Annotated in this window: 19 protein-coding genes and 2 pseudogenes; 6 read left to right on the top strand and 15 right to left on the bottom strand. The window is 71.6% G+C overall.

The window, feature by feature from the left end:
• Nucleotides 1-19 precede the first annotated feature (19 nt).
• Nucleotides 20-784 carry a hypothetical protein gene (locus ACQEV2_RS02310; RefSeq protein WP_433035928.1) on the bottom strand — a complete coding sequence of 255 codons (765 nt, stop codon included), beginning with the start codon at nucleotides 782-784 and terminating at the stop codon, nucleotides 20-22.
• 169 nt (nucleotides 785-953) lie between these two features.
• Nucleotides 954-3,032, bottom strand: a complete 2,079-nt coding sequence (locus tag ACQEV2_RS02305; protein ID WP_433035925.1) for a SpoIIE family protein phosphatase — start codon at nucleotides 3,030-3,032, stop codon at nucleotides 954-956.
• A gap of 269 nt (nucleotides 3,033-3,301) precedes the next feature.
• Between ACQEV2_RS02305 and ACQEV2_RS02300 the strand changes: the two genes are divergently transcribed.
• Both ACQEV2_RS02300 and ACQEV2_RS02295 read left to right on the top strand, forming a co-directional pair.
• Nucleotides 3,302-4,174 carry a hypothetical protein gene (locus ACQEV2_RS02300; protein ID WP_433035922.1) on the top strand — a complete coding sequence of 291 codons (873 nt, stop codon included), beginning with the start codon at nucleotides 3,302-3,304 and terminating at the stop codon, nucleotides 4,172-4,174.
• A gap of 122 nt (nucleotides 4,175-4,296) precedes the next feature.
• A complete protein-coding gene (locus ACQEV2_RS02295) occupies nucleotides 4,297-4,665 on the top strand; it encodes a hypothetical protein (protein ID WP_433035919.1) in 369 nt (122 codons plus the stop codon).
• 46 nt (nucleotides 4,666-4,711) lie between these two features.
• Here the strand turns inward: ACQEV2_RS02295 and ACQEV2_RS02290 are convergent, their stop codons facing one another.
• Nucleotides 4,712-5,869 carry a M20 family metallopeptidase gene (locus tag ACQEV2_RS02290; protein WP_433035916.1) on the bottom strand — a complete coding sequence of 386 codons (1,158 nt, stop codon included), beginning with the start codon at nucleotides 5,867-5,869 and terminating at the stop codon, nucleotides 4,712-4,714.
• Between the two features lie 120 nt (nucleotides 5,870-5,989).
• Here ACQEV2_RS02290 and ACQEV2_RS02285 point away from each other — a divergent pair, with 120 nt between their 5' ends.
• Both ACQEV2_RS02285 and ACQEV2_RS02280 read left to right on the top strand, forming a co-directional pair.
• Nucleotides 5,990-8,005, top strand: a complete 2,016-nt coding sequence (locus ACQEV2_RS02285; protein WP_433035913.1) for an FAD-dependent oxidoreductase — start codon at nucleotides 5,990-5,992, stop codon at nucleotides 8,003-8,005.
• Between the two features lie 31 nt (nucleotides 8,006-8,036).
• Entirely contained in the window at nucleotides 8,037-8,588 is a 552-nt protein-coding gene (locus ACQEV2_RS02280; RefSeq protein ID WP_433035910.1) for a PadR family transcriptional regulator, read from the top strand.
• Nucleotides 8,589-8,629: 41 nt separating this feature from the next.
• Here the strand turns inward: ACQEV2_RS02280 and ACQEV2_RS02275 are convergent, their stop codons facing one another.
• Nucleotides 8,630-9,172 (bottom strand): hypothetical protein, encoded by a 543-nt coding sequence (locus ACQEV2_RS02275; protein ID WP_433035907.1) that lies wholly within the window; start codon nucleotides 9,170-9,172, stop codon nucleotides 8,630-8,632.
• Between the two features lie 169 nt (nucleotides 9,173-9,341).
• Nucleotides 9,342-10,319 (bottom strand): fibronectin type III domain-containing protein, encoded by a 978-nt coding sequence (locus ACQEV2_RS02270; protein WP_433035904.1) that lies wholly within the window; start codon nucleotides 10,317-10,319, stop codon nucleotides 9,342-9,344.
• A 423-nt stretch (nucleotides 10,320-10,742) separates the two neighbouring features.
• Between ACQEV2_RS02270 and ACQEV2_RS02265 the strand changes: the two are divergent.
• Nucleotides 10,743-11,432: pseudogene (locus ACQEV2_RS02265) on the top strand (glycoside hydrolase family 75 protein); the annotation flags it as partial.
• Nucleotides 11,433-11,653: 221 nt separating this feature from the next.
• On the opposite strand, the gene ACQEV2_RS02260 reads toward ACQEV2_RS02265, so the two are convergent.
• On the bottom strand, nucleotides 11,654-12,415 hold the full coding sequence (locus ACQEV2_RS02260) for an SDR family NAD(P)-dependent oxidoreductase (RefSeq protein ID WP_433035901.1): 762 nt from the start codon (nucleotides 12,413-12,415) through the stop codon (nucleotides 11,654-11,656).
• 114 nt (nucleotides 12,416-12,529) lie between these two features.
• Between ACQEV2_RS02260 and ACQEV2_RS02255 the strand changes: the two genes are divergently transcribed.
• Nucleotides 12,530-13,186 (top strand): TetR/AcrR family transcriptional regulator, encoded by a 657-nt coding sequence (locus ACQEV2_RS02255; RefSeq protein WP_433035898.1) that lies wholly within the window; start codon nucleotides 12,530-12,532, stop codon nucleotides 13,184-13,186.
• Nucleotides 13,187-13,311: 125 nt separating this feature from the next.
• On the opposite strand, the gene ACQEV2_RS02250 is transcribed toward ACQEV2_RS02255, so the two are convergent.
• The 9 genes and pseudogenes from ACQEV2_RS02250 to ACQEV2_RS02210 form a co-directional block, all read right to left on the bottom strand.
• A complete protein-coding gene (locus tag ACQEV2_RS02250; protein ID WP_433035895.1) occupies nucleotides 13,312-13,764 on the bottom strand; it encodes a PTS-dependent dihydroxyacetone kinase phosphotransferase subunit DhaM in 453 nt (150 codons plus the stop codon).
• A complete protein-coding gene (gene dhaL / locus ACQEV2_RS02245) occupies nucleotides 13,757-14,356 on the bottom strand; it encodes a dihydroxyacetone kinase subunit DhaL (protein WP_433035892.1) in 600 nt (199 codons plus the stop codon). Before dhaL ends, ACQEV2_RS02250 begins: the two co-directional genes overlap by 8 nt.
• A gap of 46 nt (nucleotides 14,357-14,402) precedes the next feature.
• Nucleotides 14,403-15,395 carry a dihydroxyacetone kinase subunit DhaK gene (gene dhaK, locus ACQEV2_RS02240; protein ID WP_433035889.1) on the bottom strand — a complete coding sequence of 331 codons (993 nt, stop codon included), beginning with the start codon at nucleotides 15,393-15,395 and terminating at the stop codon, nucleotides 14,403-14,405.
• A 233-nt stretch (nucleotides 15,396-15,628) separates the two neighbouring features.
• Nucleotides 15,629-16,015: a transketolase C-terminal domain-containing protein gene (locus ACQEV2_RS02235; protein ID WP_433054137.1), complete on the bottom strand. Its 387-nt coding sequence runs from the start codon at nucleotides 16,013-16,015 to the stop codon at nucleotides 15,629-15,631.
• A gap of 210 nt (nucleotides 16,016-16,225) precedes the next feature.
• Nucleotides 16,226-17,649 (bottom strand): annotated as a pseudogene (locus ACQEV2_RS02230) (thiamine pyrophosphate-dependent enzyme); the annotation flags it as partial.
• Nucleotides 17,650-17,813: 164 nt separating this feature from the next.
• A complete protein-coding gene (locus ACQEV2_RS02225; RefSeq protein WP_433035886.1) occupies nucleotides 17,814-19,367 on the bottom strand; it encodes an aldehyde dehydrogenase family protein in 1,554 nt (517 codons plus the stop codon).
• A 46-nt stretch (nucleotides 19,368-19,413) separates the two neighbouring features.
• The gene (gene lat / locus ACQEV2_RS02220; RefSeq protein WP_433035883.1) at nucleotides 19,414-20,754 is read right to left on the bottom strand and encodes an L-lysine 6-transaminase; all 1,341 of its coding nucleotides are present in this window, start codon (nucleotides 20,752-20,754) and stop codon (nucleotides 19,414-19,416) included.
• A 127-nt stretch (nucleotides 20,755-20,881) separates the two neighbouring features.
• Entirely contained in the window at nucleotides 20,882-23,002 is a 2,121-nt protein-coding gene (locus tag ACQEV2_RS02215) for a WD40 repeat domain-containing serine/threonine protein kinase (protein ID WP_433035880.1), read from the bottom strand.
• Between the two features lie 386 nt (nucleotides 23,003-23,388).
• Complete coding sequence (locus ACQEV2_RS02210) at nucleotides 23,389-25,341, bottom strand: protein-arginine deiminase domain-containing protein (protein ID WP_433035877.1); 1,953 nt, start codon at nucleotides 25,339-25,341, stop codon at nucleotides 23,389-23,391.
• Nucleotides 25,342-25,380 lie beyond the last annotated feature (39 nt).

Here is a 25,380-nt window from a genome sequence, read left to right as displayed (position 1 = left end):
CAGACTTGATCAGGTCTGATCAGGCCGCCGCGCCGCTCTTCGAAGGACTCTCCGAGGGGTCGGGCGCCCGCCAGTCCCAGTGGCGAGGTCCGGGGACCTTGCCCCGCCAGTCGTCCGGCCCCCGGTCCTTCTTCCCGTCCTCATCCTTCTTCCGGTCCTCCCACGTGCCCGAGAGCACGCGGGAGGCCGTCCGGGTGTCGTCGTCGGACCGGGTGCCGACCAGGAAGACGGTCTCGCCCTTCTTGAGGTCGCCGGTGCCGGAGCTCTGCTCCCCGTCGTGGTGGACGGTGGTGTCCGAGCCGACGGTCCACGTCCACTCGGCGCCGTCCTCGCTCTTGACGGTGACCTGGTCGCCGTCGACCTTCTCGACGGTGCCGCGCTGCCAGGTCCGTACGATCCACTCGTCGGTGTCGGGGTCCTTGACCGTCGCCTCGCCGTGCACGCCGCCCCCGCCCAGGCCGAACCCCATACCGTGGCGGTGCCGGCCGCCGGGGTCGTCGGGGCCCGGTGACGCCGACGCCGACCCGGAGGCCGCGGGCGTGGCCCCGTCGCCCGACCCCGAGGACGTCGCCGCGTAGGCGACCGTGCCGCCGAGGGCGAGGACGGCGACCGTGGCCGCCGCGGTCACCGCCCGGGCCCGGACGGACTGCCGCTGCCACAGCCCGCGCAGAGCCGCACCCCGGGCGGGTTCGCGCTGCGGACCGCCCGGTCCGGTGAGGACGTCGAACTCCGTGCCGGCCGGCTCAGGGCCGGCGTTGTGTCGCTGATCCGGATCGTGTGTCACCGCTCGCTCCCCTCGGTCACGGCACCCGGCATCCCCATGCCATGCCTTGCTGTGATTGTGGGTTGCGGACGGTAAGGACCAAGTAATCAGGAGCTGTGAACACCCAAGTAATCAGGAGCTGTGAAAAACGGGCGCCCGCCGCACAGCCCGCGCGTCGGCGCTGTACCCGTCAACTCGGCGTCAGTACGCGGGCGATGAGCAGCGCCACGTCGTCGGAGTTGTCCGGCCGGTGCAGGGTGCGCAGGAGGAGGTCGCAGCATTCCTCCAAGGGGCGGTGGGGATCGTCGAGGAGCTCCAGAAGAGCGTCGAGGCGCTCGTCGAGCGGGTGCTGCCGGGTCTCGACGAGGCCGTCCGTGTAGAAGACCAGCTGGTCGCCGGGCTCCAGGTCGACGGTCGTCGTCGAGAAGGCGACGCCGCCCACGCCCAGCGGTGCGCCCGTGGGCAGTTCGAGGAACTCCGGCGGGTGGCCGGGACGGACGCGGGCGGGTGGCAGATGCCCGGCGTTGGCGATCCGGCACTGCCGCAGGTGCGGGTCGTGGACGGCGTAGACGCAGGTGGCGATCGAGTGGTCGAGACCCTCGGTGATCTTGTCGAGGTGCTCCAGGAGCCGGGTCGGTTCGAGGTCGAGGGAGGCCAGCGTGTGGGTCGCGGTGCGCAGCCGGCCCATCGTCGTGGCGGCGTCGATGCCGCTGCCCATCACGTCGCCCACGACGAGCGCGGTCTTGCCGCCCTCCAGCGGAATCACGTCGAACCAGTCCCCGCCGACCTCGGCGCTGGCGCCCGCGGGCTGGTAGCGGGAGGCGACCTCCAGGCCGCCGGTCACCGCGGGATGGCTGGGCAGCAGGCTGCGCTGCAGGGTGAGGGCGGTGTCACGGGCGTTCTGGTACCAGCGGGCGTTGTCGATCTGCACGGCCGCGCGGGCGGCCAGTTCACGGGCGAGCAGCAGATCGTCCTCGCTGAACGGCAGCGGATTGCGGGTGCGCTTCAGGTCGAGGGCGCCGAGCACCTCGCCGCGCGCGATCAGCGGCACCGCCAGATAGGAGTGCACGCCCGCGCGGCCCAGCTGCACGGCGGCCTCGGGGGAGCGGGCGATACGCAGCAGGTCCTTGTCCTCGACGTGCGCCACCATGACCGGGTTGGCCGTGCGCACGCACTCGGTGACCAGGCGCTCCGGGCCGTAGCGGGCGACCTGCCCGGGCGGGTCGGCGGCGCTCAGGGCCTCCGTGACATGGCCGGCCCGGACGGCCAGGGCGCGGATCACCGCCGGTTCGGTGGGCCCGAGGCTGCTGCGTCTGCCCTCCACCACGGCTTCCAGCAGATCCACGGCCGCCACGTCGGCGAGCTCCGGCACGGCGACGTCGGCCAGCTCGTACGCCGTGCGGTCCAGGTCCAGCGTGGTGCCGATCCGCGCGGAAGCGTCGGCGATCAGAGCCAGGCGCCGGCGTGCCTCCTCGGCCGCTACGGCGGCCTGATGCTGCTCGGTGATGTCCACGGCCATGCCGGCCACGCCCAGCACCGTCCCCGCCGTGTCCTCCAGCCGGTAGAGCGAGATCGACCAGAAGTGCTCCCGGTGCGGATCGGCCGGTGTCCGGCCCACGATGCGCTGGTTGATGAGCGGATCACCGGTCCGCAGTACTTCACGCAGCGCCGCCTCGATGGCGTCGGCATCGATGTCCGGCAGCAGCTCGCGCGGCGTATGGCCGATGTGGTCCTCGGCGGGGATGCCGTTGAGTTGCGCCAGCGCCTCGTTGACCGAGACGTACCGCAGGTCGGTGTTCAGGACGGCCAGGCCGACCGGGGCCTGAGCGATCGTCCGCGTCGACAGCGCCACGTCCCGCTCCAGCCGCCGGACCGTCGTCTGGTCGGCGCACAGGCCCAGCGCGTAGACGTCCCCCTCGTCGTCGAGCAGCCGCATGTTGCGGAACTCCACCAGTCGCGTGCTGCCGTCCTTGCGCCGGATGGGGAAGGCGCCGGCCCAGCCCTCACCGGTCTCCATGACGTCGGAGAACAGCTTGACGACGAGGTCCAGGTGCTGTTCGTGGACCATGATCCGGGCGGCGTACTGGCCCAGCGCCTCGTGCGCGGGATAGCCGAACAGCTCCTCGGCCTGGGGACTCCACAGCACGATGCGCCCCTGGACGTCCAGCACCACCGAGGCCACGCCGAGCACGTCGAGCAGACCGCTCGGCCCCACGGGCCCGTGCACCGGCTCGTCGCCCTCGGGCACGGGGCGTTCGGCTGCAGACATCCCACGCACCGCCTTCGCCCATTGTCGCGGCACGCCGTTCCCCCGTGCCGACTCCCCTAGTTCTACCGCGTTCAACCGTCTCCCGGCCCCCTCGGTCGCTCACCTCCACCATCCCTCAACACGGCGAGGAACGTCCCCCGAAGCCGTCACGAGGCCGCGTGACTGTGGCCGACCCGACAGCACACGTTCGCCTATTGGTCTGTACATGACTACATCGGGCCGCCAAACTGTCCGCCGACACGCACCCCACCCCCCAAGGAGTCGCTCCCATGGCCCTGCGTGCCCGGCAACGTTGTCACGCCGCTCTCACCGGCCTTGTCGCCCTCGCCTGCTCCGCCGTGCTCTCCACCGCGACGCCCGCGCAGGCCGCCGACATCTGGACGGAGGTGGGCTCCGACCGCGCCGACCCGCTGACCGAGAGCCAGGGTCTGACCTCCGTCGAGGTCCCGGCGAACAGCCCCAACCGCTACACCGGCATCGGCACCATCCCCGGCTCGGTCAGCAGCCGCGGCTGGAACCACGTGGGCGACCCGGACGCCTCCTACAACGGCTACTACATCGAGCCGTACCAGGCGGACTCGGGCACCGCGAAGATGTTCCGGGTGCAGGCGCCGGACGGGAGCTGGTCGGAGTACGTCCACACGCTGGGCTCCGGGGAGGCGCTGAACAACTCCTTCGTCGCCATCACGCCCGGCGGCCAGTGGATGGTCTCGGGGGAGTGGGGCACCATGACCCGGCTGCTGGTCCACCCGACACCGGGCGTCAACCCCGGCACGTCACCGTCGGCGAACCTCCCCTGGACGTCCAGCATCCGGCTCGATCACGCCGTACGTGACATCCAGGGCTGCGACTTCCTCGGCGCGAAGACGCTGCTGTGCGCCTCCGACGACCCCGCGGGCACCCTCTTCGGCATGACCAAGCCGCTGCTCCAGATCGACCTCTCGGCCGAGCCCGGCACCTCCGACGTGACCGGCCATGTGACGGCACTGCGGCAGCTCCCGCTGCGCAGCTCCTGCTCCGGCGCGTTCGAGACGGAGGGCATCGACTACGACCGCCGTACCGGCACCCTGCGTGTGATCGTCCTCTCGCCGGGCTTCTGTGTGCTGACCGACAGCAAGACGTACCGGTTCACGCGAGGCTGAGGCGCGGACGGGATGGTTCCGCCGGTAGTGCTCCGCCGCCCGTGGTGCTTTTCTTGGGGTTGGGGTCCGGTTCCGCGGGCAACCCGTGGCACCGCGGTGTTGCCACGAGAGGAGCGATCACGATGGACCGTGAACGACTGCACGAGGAACCCGTCTCCGTCGAGATCAGCGGATGCAGCAAGGAAGATGCCCGGATCGTCTTCGACACGCTGTGCGCGTGCTTCGAGTCCGACCGGGGCCCCGAGGACGTGCCGCAGCAGCTCCATGAGACGCGCCCCATGGTGTGGCTCGGCACGTTCGAGGTCACGGACGCGCACGAGTGCCCGCCGCCCGCCCGGCTCTCGTCGTCCGTAGAGGCGGACGCGCAGGGCGGCTACTGGGCGATCGAACGGCTCCGTACGACGCTGGACTCCCTGTTCACGGTGCACGATCTCTCCTCCGCGTCGGGCGACCAGGAACGCGAGCTGCACGTGGTGCTGGAGAGCCGGTGACGCCACGCGCGCGTGGCTCCGCACAGGCCCAGGAGCGCATGGCTCCTCACAGGCCCAGGAGAGTGAACACGGCACGCCGGTAGACGGCGTGGACGGCGGGCAGGTCCGCGAGACAGGCCCGCTCGTCCACGCCGTGCAGCCCCTCGTACCGCACCCCGAAGCCCGCCGTGGCCGGGATGCCCTCGCCCGCGAGGAGGTTGCCGATGTTCGACGGCCCCGCCGTCTTCGCCCGGACGGTCGGCCCCTCCGCGGCGGCGGCGTCGAGTAGCGCGGCGGCGGGCTGCTGATCCTTTTCGAGGCGGTACGGCGGCCAGGACGCCACCGGCGTGATCCGGGTCGGCCGTGGCGCGGGCAGCCGGGTGTCCAGCTCGGTCACCGCCTCGCGGACCAGGCGTTCGGCGGCGTGGGCGTCGAAGCCCGGCGTGGTCCGGATGTCGACGCCCAGCTCGCATACGCCGGGAACGACGGAGAAACCCTGGCCGCCGTGGCAGGAGGTCACCGTCAGTTTCGGCGGGAGCGGGAAGTCCGGGCCCGCGGGCGGAAGCGCGGCGGCGTCCAGCAGACGCACGAGCTCGGCCGCGCGGGAGACGGCACCCGGCGTCGTACGCCGGGACCCGGAGTGGCCGGAGTCGGCGTGCACCGCGACCGTGGCCCGCCACAGGCCGCGCCCGCCGACCACGACCTCGTCGAGCCCCGGGTAGCCGATCATCACCCCGGCCGGACGGGCCGCCTCCGGGTCGGCCAGGTAGGCGCGGGCACCGCCGAAACCGCCCGTGTGCTCGTCCACGTCGAGCAGCACCGCGAGCCCGCCGCGCAGGGCGTCGGAGCGGCCGTGCAGCTCGGCCGCGAGGTGGCAGAACATCGCCGCGGCCAGCTTGGAGTCGGCGGCTCCGCGGCCCCGCAGCCAGCCGCCCGCGACCTCGCCGCAGTCCGGCGGGAACGACCAGGCGCCCTCGTCGCCGTACGGGGCGGTGTCCACGCAGGCGTCCAGCGCCCACCAGGGGCCCGGCCGCCCGCCCGGGACTTCCACCAGCAGCCCGACGACCCCGCCCTGCTCCTCGTACAACCGCCGATGCGGCAGCTCACGCTCCGCGAGCCAGTCCTCCAGGACGGCGAGGACGGGGCCGTAGTCGTCGATGCCGGCGCGGCTCGGGCGGCGGATCAGCTGCTGGGCGAGGGCGACGACGTCGGCGTAGGGGCTCATGGGGGCACTGTGCCCGACGGTGGTGCGGGTCACCCCTGCCCGCTTGTGCAACTAGTTGCATAAACGCTGTGCGGTCCTCTACAACTACTTCAGGCACGACACCGCGCACGGAGGGCCCCGATGAGCCGTTACCCGCACCTGCTGAGCCCGCTCGACCTGGGCTTCACCACGCTGCCCAACCGCGTCCTCATGGGCTCCATGCACGTGGGCCTGGAGGAGGCCGAGCGCGGCTTCGAGCGCATGGCGGCCTTCTACGCCGAGCGTGCCCGCGGAGGAGTGGGGCTCATCGTCACCGGTGGCATAGCGCCCAACGACGAGGGCCGGCCGTACGAGGGCGGCGCCAAGCTCACCACCGAGGCGGAGGCCGAGGAGCACCGGGTCATCACCGAGGCCGTGCACCGCGAGGGCGGCCGGATCGCGATGCAGATCCTGCACTTCGGCCGGTACGCCTACCACCAGGACCTCGTCGCCCCGAGCCCGCTCCAGGCGCCGATCAGCCCCTTCCCGCCCCGCGAGCTCACCGACGCCGACGTCGAGCGGACCATCGACGACTACGCGCGCGCCGCCCGTCTCGCCCGGCAGGCCGGCTACGACGGCGTGGAGATCATGGGCTCCGAGGGCTACCTGATCAACGAGTTCATCGCCGCGCAGACCAACCGGCGCACCGACCGCTGGGGCGGCGCGTACGAGAACCGCATGCGCTTCCCGGTCGAGATCGTCCGGCGCGTGCGCGAGGCCGTCGGCGACGACTTCATCATCATCTACCGGCTGTCCATGCTGGACCTCGTCCCCGGCGGCTCCACGCTCGACGAGGTGATCACACTCGCCAAGGCCGTCGAAGCCGCCGGGGCGACGATCATCAACACCGGCATCGGCTGGCACGAGGCCCGCATCCCGACCATCGCCACCTCGGTGCCGCGCGGCGCGTACACCTGGGTCACCAAGAGGCTGATGGGCGAGGTGTCGGTCCCGCTGGTCACCACCAACCGCATCAACACCCCGGAACTGGCCGAGGAGTTGCTCGCCGACGGCTGCGCGGACATGGTGTCGATGGCCCGTCCGATGCTGGCCGACCCGGACTTCGTCGCCAAGGCGGCCGCCGGGAAGTCCGAGGCCATCAACACCTGCATCGGCTGCAACCAGGCCTGCCTCGACCACACCTTCAGCGGCAAGATCACCTCCTGTCTGGTCAACCCGCGCGCCTGCCACGAGACCGAGTTGGTGCTCTCCCCGACCCGGCTGCGCAAGCGGGTCGCGGTGGTCGGCGCGGGACCCGCCGGGCTCGCCTGTGCCGTGAGCGCGGCCGAACGCGGCCATGACGTCACGCTGTTCGACGCCGCGAGCGAGATCGGCGGCCAGCTCAACGTCGCCCGCAAGGTGCCGGGCAAGCAGGAGTTCGACGAGACGCTGCGCTACTTCCGCCACCAGCTCGACTGGCAGGGCGTCGACGTACGGCTGAACACCTGGGTGTCGGCCGAGGACCTCGCCGCGTACGACGAGGTCGTGGTCGCCACCGGCGTCACCCCGCGCACCCCCGACATCCCCGGCGTCGACCACCCGAGCGTCGTCGGCTACCTCGACGTCCTGCGCGACGGCGCCCCTGTCGGCGACCGCGTCGCCGTCCTCGGCGCGGGCGGCATCGGCTTCGACGTCGCCGAGTTCCTCACCGACGGCGGCGACAAGGCGAGCGAGGACCCTCAGACGTACTTCCGCCACTGGGGCGTCGACATGGACTACACCGCACCGGGCGGTCTCGCCGCCCCCGAGCGGCCCGCCCCGCCGCGCACCGTGCACCTGCTGCAGCGCAAGACCAGCAAGGTCGGCGCCGGCCTCGGCAAGACCACCGGCTGGATCCACCGCACCGAGCTCAAGCACCGGGGCGTCACCATGGTCCCGGGCGTGCGCTACGACCGGATCGACGACGCCGGACTGCACATCACCGTCGGTGAGGAGAGCACGGTCCTCGAGGTCGACACGATCGTGCTGTGCACCGGGCAGGAGCCGCGCCGCGACCTGTACGAGGAACTGCTCGCCGCGGGCCGCGGCGTGCACCTCATCGGCGGCGCCGACGTGGCCGCCGAACTGGACGCCAAGCGGGCCATCAAGCAGGGCACGGAGCTGGCGGCGAGCCTGTAGGGGCGGCCGAGCGCGTCCCTAGGATGAGCCCATGTCACTCCCGCACGCGATCCTCACCGCCCTGCTCGAAAAGCCGTCCTCGGGGCTGGAGCTGACCCGCCGGTTCGACAAGTCGATCGGCTACTTCTGGTCGGCGACGCATCAGCAGATCTATCGCGAGCTGGGAAAACTGGAGACCGAGGGCTTCATCCGCACGCTGCCGAGCGAACAGCCGGCCCGCGGGCAGAAGAAGAGCTACGAGGTCCTGCCCGCGGGCCGCGCCGAACTGGCCCGCTGGACCGCCGCGTCCCAGGACCCGAGGCCGCACCGCGACACCCTGCTGCTGCGCATGCGCGCCGCGGCCGTCGTGGGCACCGAGGGCATCGAGGCCGACCTGCGGCGCCATCTCGACCTGCACCGACGGCAGTTGGCCGAGTACGAGGAGATCGAGAAGCGGGACTTCCCGCCCGGCAAGGACAGTTCGCAGGACCGGCTGCGGCACCTGGTGCTGCGCGCGGGGATCGACCTGGAGACCTTCTGGACCCACTGGCTCACCCGCGCCCTGGAGGAGTTCGCTGAGCTGCCGGGTCACGACACGGCGTGAACCGATGGGGCCCGAGACCCGTCAGGGCTCGAGGCGCCGCGTCAGAGCCGGTACGGCTTCGACTTGCGGCGCAGGTACCAGGCGGTGGCGAGGGCTCCCGCGCCCACCAGGGCCCCGCCGCCGACCAGCGTCAGCGTGCCGTAGTCCTTCGCGCCCCCGCCCATGCCGCCCATGACCCCGCGCGACGGCGAGGCGGTGGCGGAGATCGTGCGGGTGGGGGTGGGACCCGAGACGACGACCGACTGCGTGCCCGCCGTCGTGCCGTTGGCGCACACGACGATGACGGTGTACGTGCCCGCGCTCACGCCCGACCAGGCGGCCGACTGCAGTGCGGCCGTCCCGGACAGGGAGACCTGGCGCCCCTGGGCGAAGTTCGACTGCCTGCTGTTCAGCAGCGAGGCGGTGCCGAAGCTGCCGTTGACCGGTTGGCTGCACGCGCTGGTCGTGACGGAGACCGTGGACCCGGTCGTGCTCACGGAGATCCCCGAGACCGCGGCGGCCGGAACGGCGGCCACGACGAGGGGAAGAACGGAGGCGGCTGCCACGGTCAGGCCCGAGCGGAGGAGTTGCGATGAGTTGCGCATATGAACTGCCCTCCGGCGGCACGGTCGGCGGTACATCCCTGGCGCCGCCGAGGATCGGGAACGCCCGTGCTGCCTCAGGGGCAGCCAACGCGCCCCGGGGACGGACCGCATGCGGGCCGCGCCCGGACAGGTGACGGGCTGCTGCATCCGGGGGACGCCGGAGGGGAAGTCAGCCCTGCGCGCCGGTCGTCACCGTCCGCTCCGCCGAGAAACCGCCCCAGGTGCCGTCCGGTAGCCTCCCCCGGATGCGCACGCGGTGAGCGACTCCCTTCTCCGGCCCCAGATAGAAGCTGTACGTGGCCCGCTCGCGCGGCGCGCTCCCGCCGTACACCAGCGAGGTGGCCGTACGTCCGTCGAGCCGCACCTCGTACTCCGCGACCACGCCGTCCGTCCGCGGCGGCACCCAGCTCAGGTCGAGGTAGTACGCCCCCTCCTCGCGATGGGTCGTGGCCCGGAAGGCGGTCGGCGCGGTGCCGCGCCCGTCGTCGGTGCCGGGCGTGGTGACACGGACCGCCGCGGTGGCGGGCGAGAGATTGCCGGCCGCGTCCCGGGCCCGGATCGTGAAGGAATAGCGTGTGCCGGGCCGAAGCCCGGTGACCACGGTCGCGGTCTGGTTCCCGCCCACACTGTGGATCTTTGTTTCGCCCTGATGGATGTCGTACGACACCACGTCCCGGTCGTCCGTCGCCCGCGACCACGCCAGCTCGACCGCCCGGCTGGCGACCGCCCGTCCCTGGACCTTCCCCGGGCGGGTCGGGGCCGAGTGGTCGGCAGCCACGGCCCCGGGAGTCGTCGCCCGGACCTCCTTGCTCGGCGGGCCGAGCCGCCCGTCGGTGTCGCGGGCCCGCACGGTGAAGGCATACATGGTGGACGGCTTGAGCATGGTGACGTCCACCATGTGGGCGGAGCCCGGCACTTCCTTGACCTTGGTGGGGCCCCGATACACCTCGTAGTGGTCGATGCCACGGTCCGCCGAGACAGCGTTCCACATGACGTGCACGCTCGTCGCACTCCCCGCGGCGGCCGTGACACCCGTGGGCGCCGCGGGCAGCGGGCCGCCGTCCTCGCCCGCCTCGCTCCAGGCGCAGGAGGAGAGCAGCGCGAACGCCGTACAGAGGGCGGACATGAGTACGAGAACGCGTCGCACGACTCTGCCTCCCGGGGGCGGCCTCGCGGCAATGGTCCGGACCAATATGGCGCCGCTGACGCGATCACATCAAGAGGGCGGTCGTTGGTGGCACACCGGGAGCGTTACGTATGCTGAAGCTCCTCACGGCAACTCCCCACGTGCGTCGGGGAGTTCATGCCGTCGGCACGGGTTGCTGTCGTCGCTGATCCCGCGCCGGGATACGGGTGGCCGGGGGTCGGGGTCCCGTCGCGGACTCGGGCCCCCGGCCCCTGCCCGAAGCTCGAAGACGGTCGCGTGTCGCCCGGGTGCGAGCCGTACGGGCCCCTCTGATGGCAGCATGATCCGAACGGCATCAGATTGACTGAGTGCCCTATTGACAATGCTTCTGACACTGCTTCGGGCTGAGTGCTCGTCACCTCCCCGAGGAGAGGGGTTCGCACAGTGCGTGTCCGGTCGATGACGCTGGCGGCGGCAAGTGCCGCCCTGCTCGCTCCGACGACGCTGCCCACACCCCCGCCCGCCGCGCAGGAAGAGCCCACGACCCGGCGCGAGCCCGACATCGGCGCCGCTGACCTGCTGGCCAAGGTGCGCGACTGCACATCCGTCTCCCACGGGCGCTACCGCACCGACAAGGGCGCGCCCGCGAGGATCCCGGTCTGCGGGGCACCCGGTGCGGTGTTCTGGAAGGCGGACATGGACATCGACTGCGATGGGCAGCCCACCGACCGCTGCAACGGCCGTACGGATCCGTACTTCTCCGCGACGACGGCCTTCCAGCAGTCCGACGGCCGCCACCTGAGTGCCGAACGCCTCCCGTACATCGTCGTGCCCGCCCCGAGCGGCATCTGGAACTATCGTGATCACGGCATCCGCGGGGGTTCGGTGGCGGCTGTCCTGTACCGGGGCCGGGTGCAGTACGCGGTAGTCGGCGACGTCGGCCCGCGCGACATCATCGGCGAGGCGTCTTACGCCACCGCCGAGGCCCTCGGTATCCCGCCCGACCCGCGCCGCGGCGGCACGGCCTCCGGGGTCACCTACATCGTCTTCAAGGGCGAGCCGGTGACGCCCATCGAGGACCGCGCGGCCGCCGTGGCGACCGGACAGCGGCTGGCGAGGGAGTTCGTGCACGGCGGGCAGGTCGTCCAAGGTGCGCAAGGCGCGCGCGGCGAGGAATCCGTGGACGGTGAGCCAATCGTGCGCGGCGAGGAACCCGTGGGCGGTGGGCAAGTCGTGCGCGGCGAGGAACCCGTGCGCGGTGGGCAAGTCGTGCGCGCCGAGGAAGCTGTGCCCGAAGGGCGATCCGTATACGACGAGTGATGCCTGCACGCGCGCGTGCACGTGGTGTCAAAGCGTCAGACCGCCGACCAGCCGTCGTCCACCGGCAGGATCACGCCGTTGATGTTGCTCGCCGCGTCCGAGGCGAGGAACACGATGGCGGCGGCCTGCTCCTCGGGCTGGGCCAGCTTGCCGAGGTTGACGAAGTGCGGGCCGAGGGTCGCCGGCCCGTGGGCGTCCTGCGCGGCGTCCACGACGATGCCGGTCTGTGTGCCGCCCGGGGCGATGGCGTTCGCGCGTATCCCCTGCTTGCGGTACATCACCGCGAGCGACTTCGTCAGCCCCACCACGCCGTGCTTCGACGCGGTGTAGGCGGCACCCGCGGCGCTGCCGCGCAGGCCGGCTTCGGACGCCGTGTTCACGATGGCGCCTCCGCCCGCCTCCAGCATGTGCGGCAGAGCCGCCCGCGTGAGCAGGAACGGGGCGGTGAGGTTGACCCGGATGACCCGCTCCCACTCGGCGTCGGTGACGTCCGCCAGGGCCGACATCCGGTCCATGATCCCCGCGTTGTTCACCAGGACGTCCACACCGCCGAAGCGCCCGACGGCGGTCTCGACCACCTGGTCGACGACGGCCTGCTCGCTCAGGTCGCCGACGACGGCGACCGCGGCGCCGCCCGCCTGGTCGATCTCCTTGACGACGGCCTGCGCGCCCTCGGCGTTCAGATCCGCCACCACGACCCGGGCGCCCTCCCTGGCGAAGGCCAGCGCGGCAGCGCGTCCGATGCCCGAGCCCGCTCCGGTGACGATGACGCTGCGCCCGTCCAGTCCGCTGCTCATGAAGTGCTCCATCCGTGAGTCCGAGACCTCACCACCCGACTTAATGTCTCTGAGTGACATAAAGTCTTCGGGGAGAATTCGGGAAGAGCGATCAGTGCCGGCCGGAGGAGACAAATGACCGCAGCCAGCGGAGGCACGGGACGGCCCACGGGACGACCGCCCCTGACCGAGGAGCGCAAGGCCGAGATCCGGCTGGAGATCGCGCGGGCGGCGGTGGACCTGTTCGTCACCCAGGGCGTGGCGGCCACCAGCGGCGAGCAGATCGGAGCGGCGGTCGGCGTCTCCGCGCGGACGGTGTGGCGCTACTTCCCGAGCAAGGAGAGCTGCGTACGGCCGCTGTTCTCGGCCGGCATCGACCTGATCGCCGGGTGCCTGCGGCAGTGGCGCCCCGGTGAGGCTCTGGAGGAGATCATGGACCGGGAGTTCGCGGTCGAGGAGCGCCTGCTGTCCGTCCCCGACCGCACGACCGTGGGGGCGCTGGTACGGCTGACCCGTGCCGAGCCCGGCCTGCGCGCGATCTGGCTGCAGACGTACGACGAGGCAGAACCGGCGTTCGCCCGCGCCCTCGCCGAACGCGCCGGACTGCCCGCCGACGACCTGCGCCCGGTGATCCAGGCGGCGATGTTCAACGCGGCGCTGCGCGCGGCGGTCGAGCACCACGCCTGGCACACCACCGAGCCCGAGCCCGAACCCGACCCGGCGACGGCACAGGCCGAGCTGATGGCGACGCTGCGCTCGGCGCTGGCGATCGCGGCGGAAGGGTTCGCGTAGGGGCAGCCGCGGAGACGGGGAGGGCGTCGGCGGACTGTGGCTGCCGTGGACAGCTGCCGCAGTCCGGCGCGGTCCTGCCCCCCGGCGGTCCTGCCCCCCGCGGTCCTGCTCTCCGGCGGTCCTCCTCAGACCTTCCGGTACGCGTACGCCTCCGCGGCCGCCGCCTCCACCGCCGCGAGGTCGGCGCCGGTGGACGCCGTCACGACCGCGGCCACCGCGCCCTCGACGAACGGGGCGTCCACCAGGCGTGTGTCGGCGGGGAGTTCGTCGCCCTCCGCGAGCAGGGCCTTCACGGTGAGGACCGCGCTGCCCAGGTCGGTGAGGACCGCGACCCCGGCGCCGCGGTCCACGGCGGCCGCCGCCGCGGCGATCAGCTCGGCGCTGGTGCCGAGGCCACCGCCCTCGGTGCCGCCCGCCGGGGCCACCGGCACGCCCGTTCCGCCGCCCGCGAGGCCCTGCGCCAGCTCGGCCACCGAGGCGGCCACCTGCGCGCTGTGCGAGACCAGCACGATGCCGACGACCCGCTCGCCCTTCTCCTCGTCACCCACCGCTCCGTCACTCACCGTTCCGTCACTCACCGTTCGCCTCCGCCAACCCCGCGATCAGCAGCGCCGAGGACGTGGCCCCGGGATCCTGGTGCCCGATGCTGCGCTCGCCGAGATAGCTCGCCCGCCCCTTGCGGGCCTGCAACGGCGTCGTCGCCAGAGCGCCCTCCTCGGCGGCGGCCCGCGCCGCGGTGAAGCCGTCCCCGAGCGCGTCCACCGCCGGCACCAGCGCGTCGATCATGGTCTTGTCGCCCGGCGCCGCACCACCGAGCGCCATGACCGCGTCCACCCCCGCCCGCAGCGCCTGGGCGAACTGGTCCTCGCTCACCTCGCCGGCGTCCCCGAGGGCCTTGCCGGTCCGGCGCAGCAACGTCCCGTACAGCGGCCCCGACGCCCCGCCGACCGTCGAGATGAGCTGCCGCCCGGCGAGGGTCAGGATCGCTCCTGGCGTCTGCGGGGCCTCCTTCTCCAGCGCCGCCGTGACGGCGGTGAACCCCCGTTGCAGATTGCTGCCGTGGTCGGCGTCCCCGATGGGCGAGTCGAGGGCGGTGAGCCGTTCCGCCTCACGGTCGACGGCGGCTGCGGTCGCCGTCATCCAACGGCGGAAGAAATCGGCGTCGAGCACTGGATCTCCTTGCGTGAAGGGTGCCTTGCGAGCGTCGGTCTGCGGATCACATTCCCCACCGCAGCCCCGGTGTCCTCACCGGCGCGTTCCACAGCCGCAGCAGTTCCTCGTCGACCTGGCAGAGGGTGACCGAGGCGCCGGCCATGTCGAGCGAGGTGACGTAGTTGCCGACGAGGGTGTGCGCGACGGCGACACCGCGCTCGGTGAGCACCCGCTGCACCTCGGCGTTGAAGCCGTACAGCTCCAACAGCGGTGTTCCGCCCATGCCGTTGACCAGGACGAGGACGGGATTGCGTGGGGTCATGTCGTCCAGGATCGCGCCCACGGCGAAGTCGGCGATCTCGCCCGACGTCATCATCGCCCGCCGCTCCCGGCCGGGCTCGCCATGGATGCCGATGCCCAACTCCAGCTCGCCGGGCGGCAGATCGAAGGTGGGGCTGCCCTTGGCGGGCGTGGTGCAGGCGCTCAGGGCGACCCCGAACGTGCGGGAGTTCTCATTGACCTGACGCCCGATCGCCTCCACCCGTTCCAGCGGCTGCCCCTCGTCCGCCGCGGCACCGGCGATCTTCTCCACGAACAGCGTCGCGCCCGTGCCGCGCCGCCCGGCCGTGTAGAGACTGTCGGTGACCGCCACGTCGTCGTTGACGAGCACCTTCGCGACCTGGATGCCCTCGTCCTCGGCGAGTTCGGCGGCCATGTCGAAGTTGAGCACGTCCCCCGTGTAGTTCTTCACGATGAACAGGACACCCGCCCCGCTGTCCACGGCGGCCGCCGCCTTCACCATCTGGTCGGGCACCGGCGACGTGAACACCTCACCCGGACAGGCCGCCGACAGCATCCCCGGACCCACGAATCCACCGTGCAGCGGCTCGTGCCCCGACCCGCCACCGGAGATGAGGGCGACCTTCCCGTCCACGGGAGCGTCCCGCCGTACGATCACCCGGCTCTCCACATCGACGACCAGCTCGGGATGGGCCGCGGCCATCCCGCGCAGGGCGTCGGCGACCACGGTCTCCGCGACGTTGATCAGCATCTTCATGGGTACCTCCCGGTGAGACTGGCGTATAGGCTCACGACCGGCGTTTCTGCAGGTCAGAGCGGGTTGGGTCAGTAGTTGATCGTGGCGGTCGGAGGTGGGTCGGCGAAAACGCTGTTGTCGGCAGTATCGACCTTGCGCAAGCGAAGGTCACGTGCGCGGGTGCCCCTGGGCGTGCCACGGCCCGGCCCGGGGAGCCTCGAGGTCCCCGGGGCCCACTGGGGCCCGACCAGCCGTCACCGTTGACGATGACGGCCTGCTGAGAGCACTTCATCGGCGGCCCGCTCGACGTCGGCCTCGGACACGAGCACCAACTGCGCCGCCTGCCCCAGCGGGACGAAGCTGTCCGCGCTTGCGACCCGCCGGACGGCGCCGACGAATCCGGCGTCGACCAGGGCGGTGACGACTCCCTCCGACACGCCTCCCGTACGGCGCGTCTCGTCGACCACGAGGACGCGTCCCGTCGCCCGGGCCTCCCGCAGCAGGTCGTCGACCGGTAGCGGCGCCAGCCAGCGCAGGTCGACGACCCGGCACGCGACGCCCTGCTGCTCCAGCCGGCGTGCGGCTCGAAGCGAGAGGGGCAGGCCGTTGCCGAAGGTCACGAGGGTCAGGTCCGCGCCCATGCCGTAGGTGCGTGCCCGGCCGATGGGTACGTGCTCGGCGGGTGGCGGATACGCGGCGAGCCAGTCGTTGTCCCCGTCCGTGTGGAGGTCTCGCGTGTGGTAGAGCGCGATCGGCTCGAGGAAGGCGCTGACCGTGCCGTCCACCTTTGCGGCCGCCACGCAGGTGCGCAGCATCGCGGCGGCGTCGTCGGGGCGGGACGGGGAGGCGACGACCAGTCCGGGAATGTCACGCAGGACGCCCAGCGCGTTGTCATTGTGGAAGTGACCGCCGAAGCCGCGCTGATAGCCGTAGCCGGCGATGCGGACCACCAGGGGGTTGCGGTACTGGCCCTGGGAGAAGAACTGCAGCGTGGCGGCTTCGCCGCGCAGTTGGTCCTCGGCGTTGTGCAGGTACGCGAGGTATTGGATCTCCGCCACCGGCAGCAGCCCGGACAGCCCTGCCCCAGCGCGAGGCCGAGGATGGCCTGTTCGTCGAGAAGGGTGTCGAAGACCCGGGCGGCACCGAATCGCCGCTGCAGTCCCCGGGTCACTCCGTAGACCCCGCCCTTGCGGCCGACGTCCTCGCCGAAGACGACCATCTCCGGGTGGCTGCCGAGCAGGTCGGCGAGGGTGTGGGTGATGGCCTGGGCGACGGTGACGGGCTCGCCCACGGGCACCGCGGGCGGTTCGCTCGTACGGCGTGCGGCGGCCGCCACGAGGTCGGGACGGCGGGGTGCGATGGGGGCGGCGATCTGCGTGGCGGTGCTCAGGGGCTCACTCTCCAGGGCCTCCTTGGCCACGGCGAACACCCGTCCGCTCACCTCGTCGTACCGGTCGAGGACCTGCTGCGGGGTGAGGACGCCGGCCGCTGTGAGCAGCCGGGCCGTGGCCAGCAGCGGGTCGCGTTCCAGATCCGCGGCGAGTTCGGACGGCATCCGGTAGGCGGCTTCGGCGTCCGAGCCCGCATGGCCGAGAAAGCGCACCATCGACAGGTGCAGGAACGCCGGTCGCCGGCTCTTGCGCACGTGGGCCACCGCCTCGCACGCGGTGTCGAAGGCGGCGGACGGATCGCAGCCGTCGGCGGCGAAGTAGGCGAGGCCGGGCCGGTTGCCGTAGGCGTGCCGCACCCAGTCGTGCGGTGTCGGCACGCTGATGCCCAGGCCGTTGTCCTCGCAGACGAACAGCACTGGCATAGGCAAGCCCTGGTAGGCAGCGTGGCAGGCGCTGTTCACGGCGCCCGCCGCAGTGGAGTGGTTGACCGAGGCATCGCCGAAGGAACAGCAGACGATGGCGTCGCCGGGCCAGGCGCACTCGGCCCCGAGCCGGTTGGCGCGGGCGATGCTCCACGCCACTCCGACGGCTCGGGGAAGGTGCGAGGCGATGGTCGACGTCTGCGGGATGACAGCCAGTTCGCGGCGCCCGTACACCTTGTGCCGGCCGCCGGCGATCGGCTCGTCGGCCGCGGCGGCCACCCCCAGCAACATGTCCCTGACCGCGTCGATGCCGCCGGCCTGCCGGGCCCGGGCGCAGTAGAAGGCGCCGGACCGGTAGTGCAGCAACGCCGGGTCGGTGGGGCGCAAAGCGAGGGCGAGCGCGGCGTTGCCTTCGTGCCCGCTCGATCCGATGGTGTAGTAGCCACGCCCCTGCTGCTGCATCCAGCGCGCGGCGGCGTCGGCGTGCCGGCTCTCCAGCTGGGCGTCGAACAGGTCCTGTGCGATACGGGTGTCCAGCCCGCCGGCGGCCCGCTCGACCGCCGCGTCCGCGGACCGGAGACCGGCGACTGCCTCGCGGAAGTGCCGGTCCAGGTCCTCGACGGCGCTCACAGGCGGAACGACAGGTCGGGCTCGAGCGTGGCCACGTCCATCTGTGCTTTCTGCAGGCGCCCGGAGTGGTCCCAGTTCATCGACTGCCAGCGGGTGAACTGGTCGAGCACCCACTGCCCCGACTGGCGAGAGCCGTTGCCCGACTTGCCGTTGCCGCCGAACGGAAGGTGCGCCTCGGCTCCGGAGGTGGTGTTGTTGACGCTGACCATGCCCGCGGAAATGCCGCGCCGGAACGTCCACACCTCGTGCGGGTCGGTGGTGTAGATCGCGGCGGACAGCCCGTAACCGTGGAGGTTGGCCAGTTCGAGGGCCTCGTCGAAGTCCCGGTAGGTGGTCACTCCGACGATGGGACCGAAGGTCTCGGTGAGGAACAGGTCGTCGTCGCGGCGCACTCCGTCGACGATCACCGGGTGGTAGAACATGCCCGCCTCGGGGTCCCCGACGAAGCCCTTGCGCGGGTTGTCGGCCGTGATCCGCCCGATGCCGTCGGAGCCGTACGTCCGGTGGTGGTCCTTGATCCAGCCGAGGAAGGTCTCGTAGCGCTGTGCGAACCGCTCGTCGAGCATCGGGCCGTAGAGGACGTCCTCGAACGCGTCGCCGACCCGGGCCGCGCGGCTCGCGGCGTCGAAGCGGGCGAGGAAGTCCTCGTGCACCGACTCGTGCACGAAGAGCGTCCCGAGGGAGGTGCAGCGCTGCCCCGCGGTGCCGAATCCGGAGAACAGCGCCCCCTCGACCGCCAGGTCGAGGTTCGCGCTCGGGGTGACCACCTGGGGGTTCTTGCCGCCCAGCTCCAGGCACGGGGTCTGCAGGTGGTTTCCGCACAGGGCGCCGATCTTCCGGCCGACGAGCGTGGAGCCCGTGAAGCCGACCTTGTCGACCAGCCCGGCGTCGAGGGAGGCCTCCAGACCGGCGTACGTCTGCTCCCCGTCGGCGAGTACGAGATTGAGTACGCCGTCGGGCAGGCCGCCCCCGTGCACGAACAGCTCGTAGAGGGCCCTGGCGCTCGCGGCGGCGTACTCGGCGGGCTTCCACAGCACGGTGTTGCCGGTCACCAGCGCCGGCACGAGGTACCAGGCCGGTACGGCCACGGGGAAGTTCCCGGCGGTGATCACCGCGACCGCGCCCAAGGGGTTGCGGAAGGTGAACAGCTGCTTGTCGGGCATCTCCGAGGGCACCGTCTGCCCGTACAGCCGACGGCCCTCGCCCAGGAAGAAGTCGCAGGTGTCGATGATCTCCTGGACCTCGCCGAGTGCCTCGGCGAACGGCTTGCCGATCTCTTCGGTCACGATGCGGGCGAGCCGGTCCTTGTTCGCCTCGACGAGCCGGCCGATCTTTCCGATCGCGGATCCGCGCACCGGCGCGGGGACGTCGGCCCAGGACCGCTGAGCCGCCTTCGCGGCCTCGGCGGCCGCGACGAACGTCGAGGCGTCCCCGAGCGACACCTCGGTGACCAGCTCGGTGGTACGACCGGGATTGGGGCGCTGAAGGGTCCCGCCGGGAGCGCCGGCGACGGGGTGGCCGGCAACGATCGAGGCGACGGAACGGGCCATGACTTTGCTCCTTGTCGGCTGGGACGGGTCGGTCGGCCGGTACGGGTCAGTGCAGACCGGCGAGGACCCGGTCGAGGGCCCGCAGGGCGACTCCGAGCTCGTCCTGGGTGATGGACAGGGCAGGGCGGAAGCGCACCGAACGCTCACCGCACGGCAATGCAATCACCTGCTCCTCGGTGCGCAACCGCAGCACCACCTCGTCGCGGACGCCGCTGTCGGGAAGATCGACGGCGGTCATCAGTCCGCGCCCCCGCGAGTTGGACACCACCGATGCGCACCGCCCTTCCAGATCACGTAGTTCGGCCAGGAACCACGCTCCCACGGAAGAGGCATGGGCCACCAGATCATCCCGCTCGATGATCTCCAGGATGCGACGCGCCCGGACCATGTCGACCAGCCCACCGCCCCAGGTGGAGTTGATCCGGCCGGAGACCCGGAAGACGTTGTCGGGTACCTGGTCGACCCGGCGTCCGGCCATGATGCCCCCGAGTTGGACCTTCTTGGCGAAGGCGACGATGTCCGGTTCCAGGCCGAGTTGCTGGTAGGCCCAGGCGGTACCGGTGATCCCCACCCCGGTCTGCACCTCGTCGAGCACGAACAGGGCGTCGTATTCGTGACAGAGCCTCTGCATCGCCTGCAGGAACTCCGGGCGCATGTGGTTGTCACCCCCCTCGCCCTGGATCGGCTCGGCGATGAAGCAGGCGACGTCGTGCGGGTTGTCCTCGAACGCCCGCCGCGCCTGCTCGAGGGCCCGCCGTTCGGCCTCCTCGACCTCGGCGAGGTGGCGCTCGAGGGGGAACCGCACGGCGGGTACGTCGATGCGCGGCCAGTCGAACTTCGGGAAGCGGGCCGTCTTGCCCGGCTCGGTGTTGGTCAGCGAGAGGGTGTAACCGCTGCGGCCGTGGAACGCCCGCCGAAGGTGGAGGACCTTGGTGCCGAGCTCGGGTGAGCGGCCTGCGGCCTCGTTGCGGCGGCTCTTCCAGTCGAACGCCGCCTTGAGCGCGTTCTCGACGGCGAGCGCCCCGCCCTCGACGAAGAAGAGTCTCGGCAGGGCCGGATCACCCAGCACCCGGGCGAACGTCTCGACGAACTCGGCGTAGTGCGTGGTGTAGACGTCGGGGTTGGCGGGCTTGTTCGCCGCCACCTGGGCAAGCAGGGTCATGAACTCCGGATCGTCCACGATGCCCGGGGCGTTGAGCCCCAGCGGAGCGGACGCGAAGAACGAGTAGAGGTCGAGGAACCTGTCCCCGGTGCGCGCGTCGACGATCCACGAGCCCTGACTGGCGAGCGGGTCGAGCACGAGTTTGAAACCGTCGGTCAGCACATGACGGGCGAGTCTCTCGTGCACCTCGTCCGGATGGACCGTCGACACAGCGGCAACCGTCATGCAGGCACCTACTCTCGATAGCCGTTTACCGAAGGTATTTCGCCAAACACGAGAATCAGCAGAAATATTTTAGATATGACACAAGAAGAGCAGCAAGGCTTCGTCCCGGCTGGAACTGTGTCACCCGCTATGAAGGGGTCTTCCAGAGCTGCACCGTGCGGTTCACCCGGTCGCTGCCCGCGACGAGCCGGCCGTCCGGGCTGAAGGCCACGTCTGCGATCGCGGCCTCGTCCTCGTCCGCGGGAGTCGACAGGATGGCGCGTGGTGTGCGGCGGGCCACGTCCCACAGCAGCACTCCGCGGTAGGCGGTGGTGGCGAGCGTCTTGCCGTCCGGGCTGAACTCCAGGTCCTCGACCGAGGTGACGTTGCTGTCGCTGAGGGTGGCCTTCTGGCGTCCGTCGGCCACGTCCCACAGCCGGATCTTGTCGTCGAGGCTGCCGGTGGCGAGGGTCTTGCCGTCCGGGCTGAACGCCACACTCGTGACTCCTTGAGTGTGACTGAGGGTGGCGCGTGGACCGTCCTGGCCGTACGGGTCCGGATCGCGGTCCGCCACGTTCCACAGCAGCGCCGAGTGATGCGGGGTCAGGTTGCTGCCGGAGTCGTCGCCCGCGGAGGCCAGCGTCCGGCCGTCCGGGCTGAAGGCCACGCTCGTGACATTCGTCTTGTGGTCGTAGTAGGCGGCCGGCTTGTCCGTGCGGTTGTCGGTGTCCCACAGGTACACCGCGCCGCCCTGACCGCCGAAGGCGAGCAGCTTGCCGTCCGGGCTGAAGGCCACGCTTTCGCCGCCGAAGTGGAGGAAGCGGATCTGCCGGCGCCGGGCCACGTCCCACACCCCCACCGGGCCGCCATCGAGGCCGGTGGCGAGGAGTTTGCCATTGGGGCTGAACGCCACACTGCGGATCTTGAACACATTGCCGACCTCGTCGCGTTGGGTGAGGGTGACACGTGGCTTGCGGCCGGCGAGATCCCACAGCCGCAGCTTGCCGTTGAGGCTGCCGGTGGCGAGTGTCCTGCCGTCCGGGCTGAACGCGATGCCTTCGGCCTCCGGCGACGGGGAGGTGAGGGCGGCCGTGGGCTGGAACGCGGGATAGGGAAGTGGACGTTCACGGCGGTCGGGGGTGGACGGGGGAACGAAGACGGCGATCAGGATGATGGCGAGGACGATGACCCCGACCCCGAATCCGCCGATCAGTACGGGCAGTCGCGGGGTGGGGTCGGTACGGGGTTCCGGGCTCTGCGGGTGTGGCAGCGAGTCTGAGCCCGGCGGATGGGCCGGGTCGTCGGGGGCGGCGACCTGGGTCGGGGCGTGCGCGGCGGGAGTGGGCGCCGCGGGCGTGCCGGCGGCGGGTGAGCCCGGCGGGGGCGGAGCAGCGCGTGTGGCGGCGTCGGGTGAGCCCGGGGCCCCGGGTGAGCCCGGTGCCATGGGCGACCCCGGTGCCACGGGTGGGCCGGGCGTCGCGGGCCCGGGCCGCCCCGGCGGAGGCACCGCGGTGAGCGTGTCGGCGTCGGTGACTGCCGGCTCGGCGATCCCGCGGCACAGCTCGACCACCTCGGCGGGGGTCGGCCGCCGCTCCGGGGCCTTCTCCAGGCAGCCGGCGGCGATGGCCCGGAGGGGCTCGGGGCAGCCGTCGAGGTCGGGAGCCTGTTCCAGGATGCGGTAGGTCACGCCGTGGTCGTTGCCGCCGCCGAAGGCGAGGCGTCCGGTGGCGGCGAAGTGGGCGACGACGCCGAGGGCGAACACGTCACCGGCTTCGGTGACGCTCTGCCCCCTGATGTATTCGGGCGCCATGTAGGCGGGCGTCCCGGTGCGCATCCCGGTGGCGGTCACCGCGGTGACGTCGGCGGCCCGGGCGATACCGAAGTCGATGACCTTGGGCCCTTCCGCGGTGAGGATGATGTTGGAGGGTTTCAGGTCGCGGTGGATCACGTCGGCGGCGTGGATGGACTGCAGCGCTTCGGCCACTTTGGCGATCAGCGCCAGCGCCGCATCGGCCGGCAGCGGCCCCCGTTCGGCGACCGCGTGCTGCAGGGACGGCCCGGGCACATAGGCCGTGGCCAGCCAGGGCTCATCGGCCCGCAGATCCGCGTCGACGACCGGCACGGTGTAGAGACCCTGGACTCGCCGGGCCGCGGCCACCTCCTGTGCGAAGCGCTGACGGAACGACGCGTCGCTCGCGTATGCGCGGTGTACGACCTTGACCGCGACCGCGCTGCCGGCCGGCGTACGCCCGAGGTAGACGCGGCCCATCCCGCCCGCACCCAGAACGGCCTCCAGCCGGTACGGACCGGCCTCGACAGGGTCTGCGGGCCCCAGCGGGCCGTGCGGCGGCGGAGCTGTCGGCCATCCAGGTTGCCGCCCCGCACCGACGAGTGGAACCGACGGTCGACCACGGTCCGGTCGGGACACGCTCCCAGTCACCCCTCGCTGGTCTGCCGACCACGTCTTCCCGCCCGGCCACCCGGTCCAGGCCTCCAACCCTTCGAGCGAGCGACAGCGTAAACGAACCCGGTACACCCGCACAGATCTTCCGCGCAGACCCTCGGGAGCAGACCGAATCCTTCGCCGTACCGTCACTTTCGTGACGCCGTACGAGTGGTCCGCGCCCGGGCAGCTGGGCACGGACCACACAGCCGTCAGTTCGACTTCCACCACGCCGCGGAGGCGTCACGCAGGGTGTTGGTACCGCAGTGCACCTCGCCCATGCCGAGGTGGTAGGTGTACCAGTCGTCGATGTACGACACCTTCAGACCCGCTCGTGCGTACGCCGCCGTGACGGCCTGCGTGAAGATGTCCTTGCCGCCGATGACGGGACCCCACTGGCGCGGGGCGAGGTAGCGGTCGCGGGCGAGCAGGATGCCGTTGACGGCGCCGGGGACGTAGGCGCTGGTCGGGACGGCGGCCCGGGCGGCAGAGCCGCTGCGCTTCTCGTCGAGCCACTTCTGCTGGCCGTACTTGCCGAGTGAGTCGACGAGCGACGGGTCCGCGCCCATGCGGGTCAGACGCGGCACTGGCACGTCCTGTCCGTCGCCCGCGGACATCTCGGCCTCCCGGGTGTACAGGGCCGGCACGCGCACGATCTCGTCGTCGGTGACGCCGGTCTCGCGCTTGAGGATGTCGAGATTGGCCTTGATGCGCTGGGCCGCCATGGTGTTGTCGGCCACGAAGTGCCGGGAGGCGAGGGCCTGTTCGATGGTCTCCCTCGGCGCCGGCTGGTTCCCCAGGCCCGGAACCGAGAACATCTTGGTGCGGCCGTGGCCGTCACGCTGCGCGTCGCGCAGCAGCTTCAGTCCGGCCTGCGGGTCGGCGACCCCGATCCGCCAGCCGCGCGGGGTGTCCGCGGGCAGGAACTGCACGAACTCGTCGACATGGCCGACGCCCAGCCACGAGGTGTCCAGCAGGAGCGGGTCCTGCAGGCCCTGGGACTTCAGCAGGGTGCGCATCGCCTGCGCCGGCCTGGAGCCCGTGTCCTTGCGGTGGCCCATGATGATGCGGCCGGCCGGGAAGGAGCGCCCGCCGTGCGTGTAGGGCGGAATGGTCTCCAGGTTCCCCATGGAGTTGAGCGTCCACTCCTCCGTATCGCGCACGCCGGAGACCTGCACCACGCCGGTGTCGCGGCCGCGCACCTTCTCGAACAGCTCCCGGCCGGCCTCGCGGTCGGGCTGGGCCGAGCGCAGCATCACACGCATCCCCTGCCGCCGCCCGTCGGGGCCGGTCATGCTGACGTAGGCAGGCTCGACGAAATCCTGCGCCCAGATGTCGCCGTACTTGTCGAAGGTCACGAGCGGCTTGGTGATCCCCGCGCGCCGCACCTCGTTCTCCAGGTTCGTGACGAACTGCCGGTAGGGCCGGTCGGCGGGGCTGTTGCCGGGCACCTTGGTGACCATGACCTGCTGGGTGTTCTGCAGATGGTGGTGGGTCAGGAGCGGGGCGACGCGCAGGGTGACCGTGTCGGACGTGGTCCGTTCGGCGGACGTCACGGTCAGCCGGATCACCGCCCGGCCGTCCCACTTCGCGGTGTCCCGGATGATGTCGGTGGCCTCGACGCCGAACTCGGCGCCGGAGCGCAACTCGGCCGCGGACAACCGGGTGTCGGGCGTGAGGAGGACCCAGGCGCCGGAGCGCTTGAGGAAGACCCGGGTGTACTTGGCGCCGGCCGTCACCTGCACACTGCCCTGCGCGCCGGACGCCACATCCGGCATCGGCACGGACCGGATCCGGGCGAGATCGGCGGCGTCGCCCCGCCCGTTGACCTTCTTGTCGGAGGCGTCGTTGCAGGCGGCCAGCCTGGCATCCGGCAGTGGACGGCCGTCCGGGCCCTTGACCGGGCAGCGCTTGGTGTCGTCGTCGATGTTGGGCAGGTAGACCGCTCCGCGGCCGGCGGACCAACTGTCCTCGCCGGCGGTGTCGGTGTCGCCGGTGACGTCGACACGGCCGTCGCGGTCGACGTCCGCGCGGAGGTCAGCGGCCGCGGGCGACGGTGCCGCGAAGGCGGGGGAGAGCGGAGTGGCGAGCACGGAGCCCGCCGCGGTGAGGGCGAGGATCACCTGGCCCGCGGGGGTTGTACGTATACGCGTACGTCTGCGCACGGCGTATCCCTTTCCGGTGGGGGGTGTTACGCCGTGCAA

The organism is Streptomyces sp. CA-251387 (assembly GCF_050936625.1).
Lineage (GTDB): Bacteria > Actinomycetota > Actinomycetes > Streptomycetales > Streptomycetaceae > Streptomyces.
The sequence above is the reverse complement of the archived record's forward strand: the minus strand, read 5'-3'. Positions and strand labels throughout refer to the sequence as shown.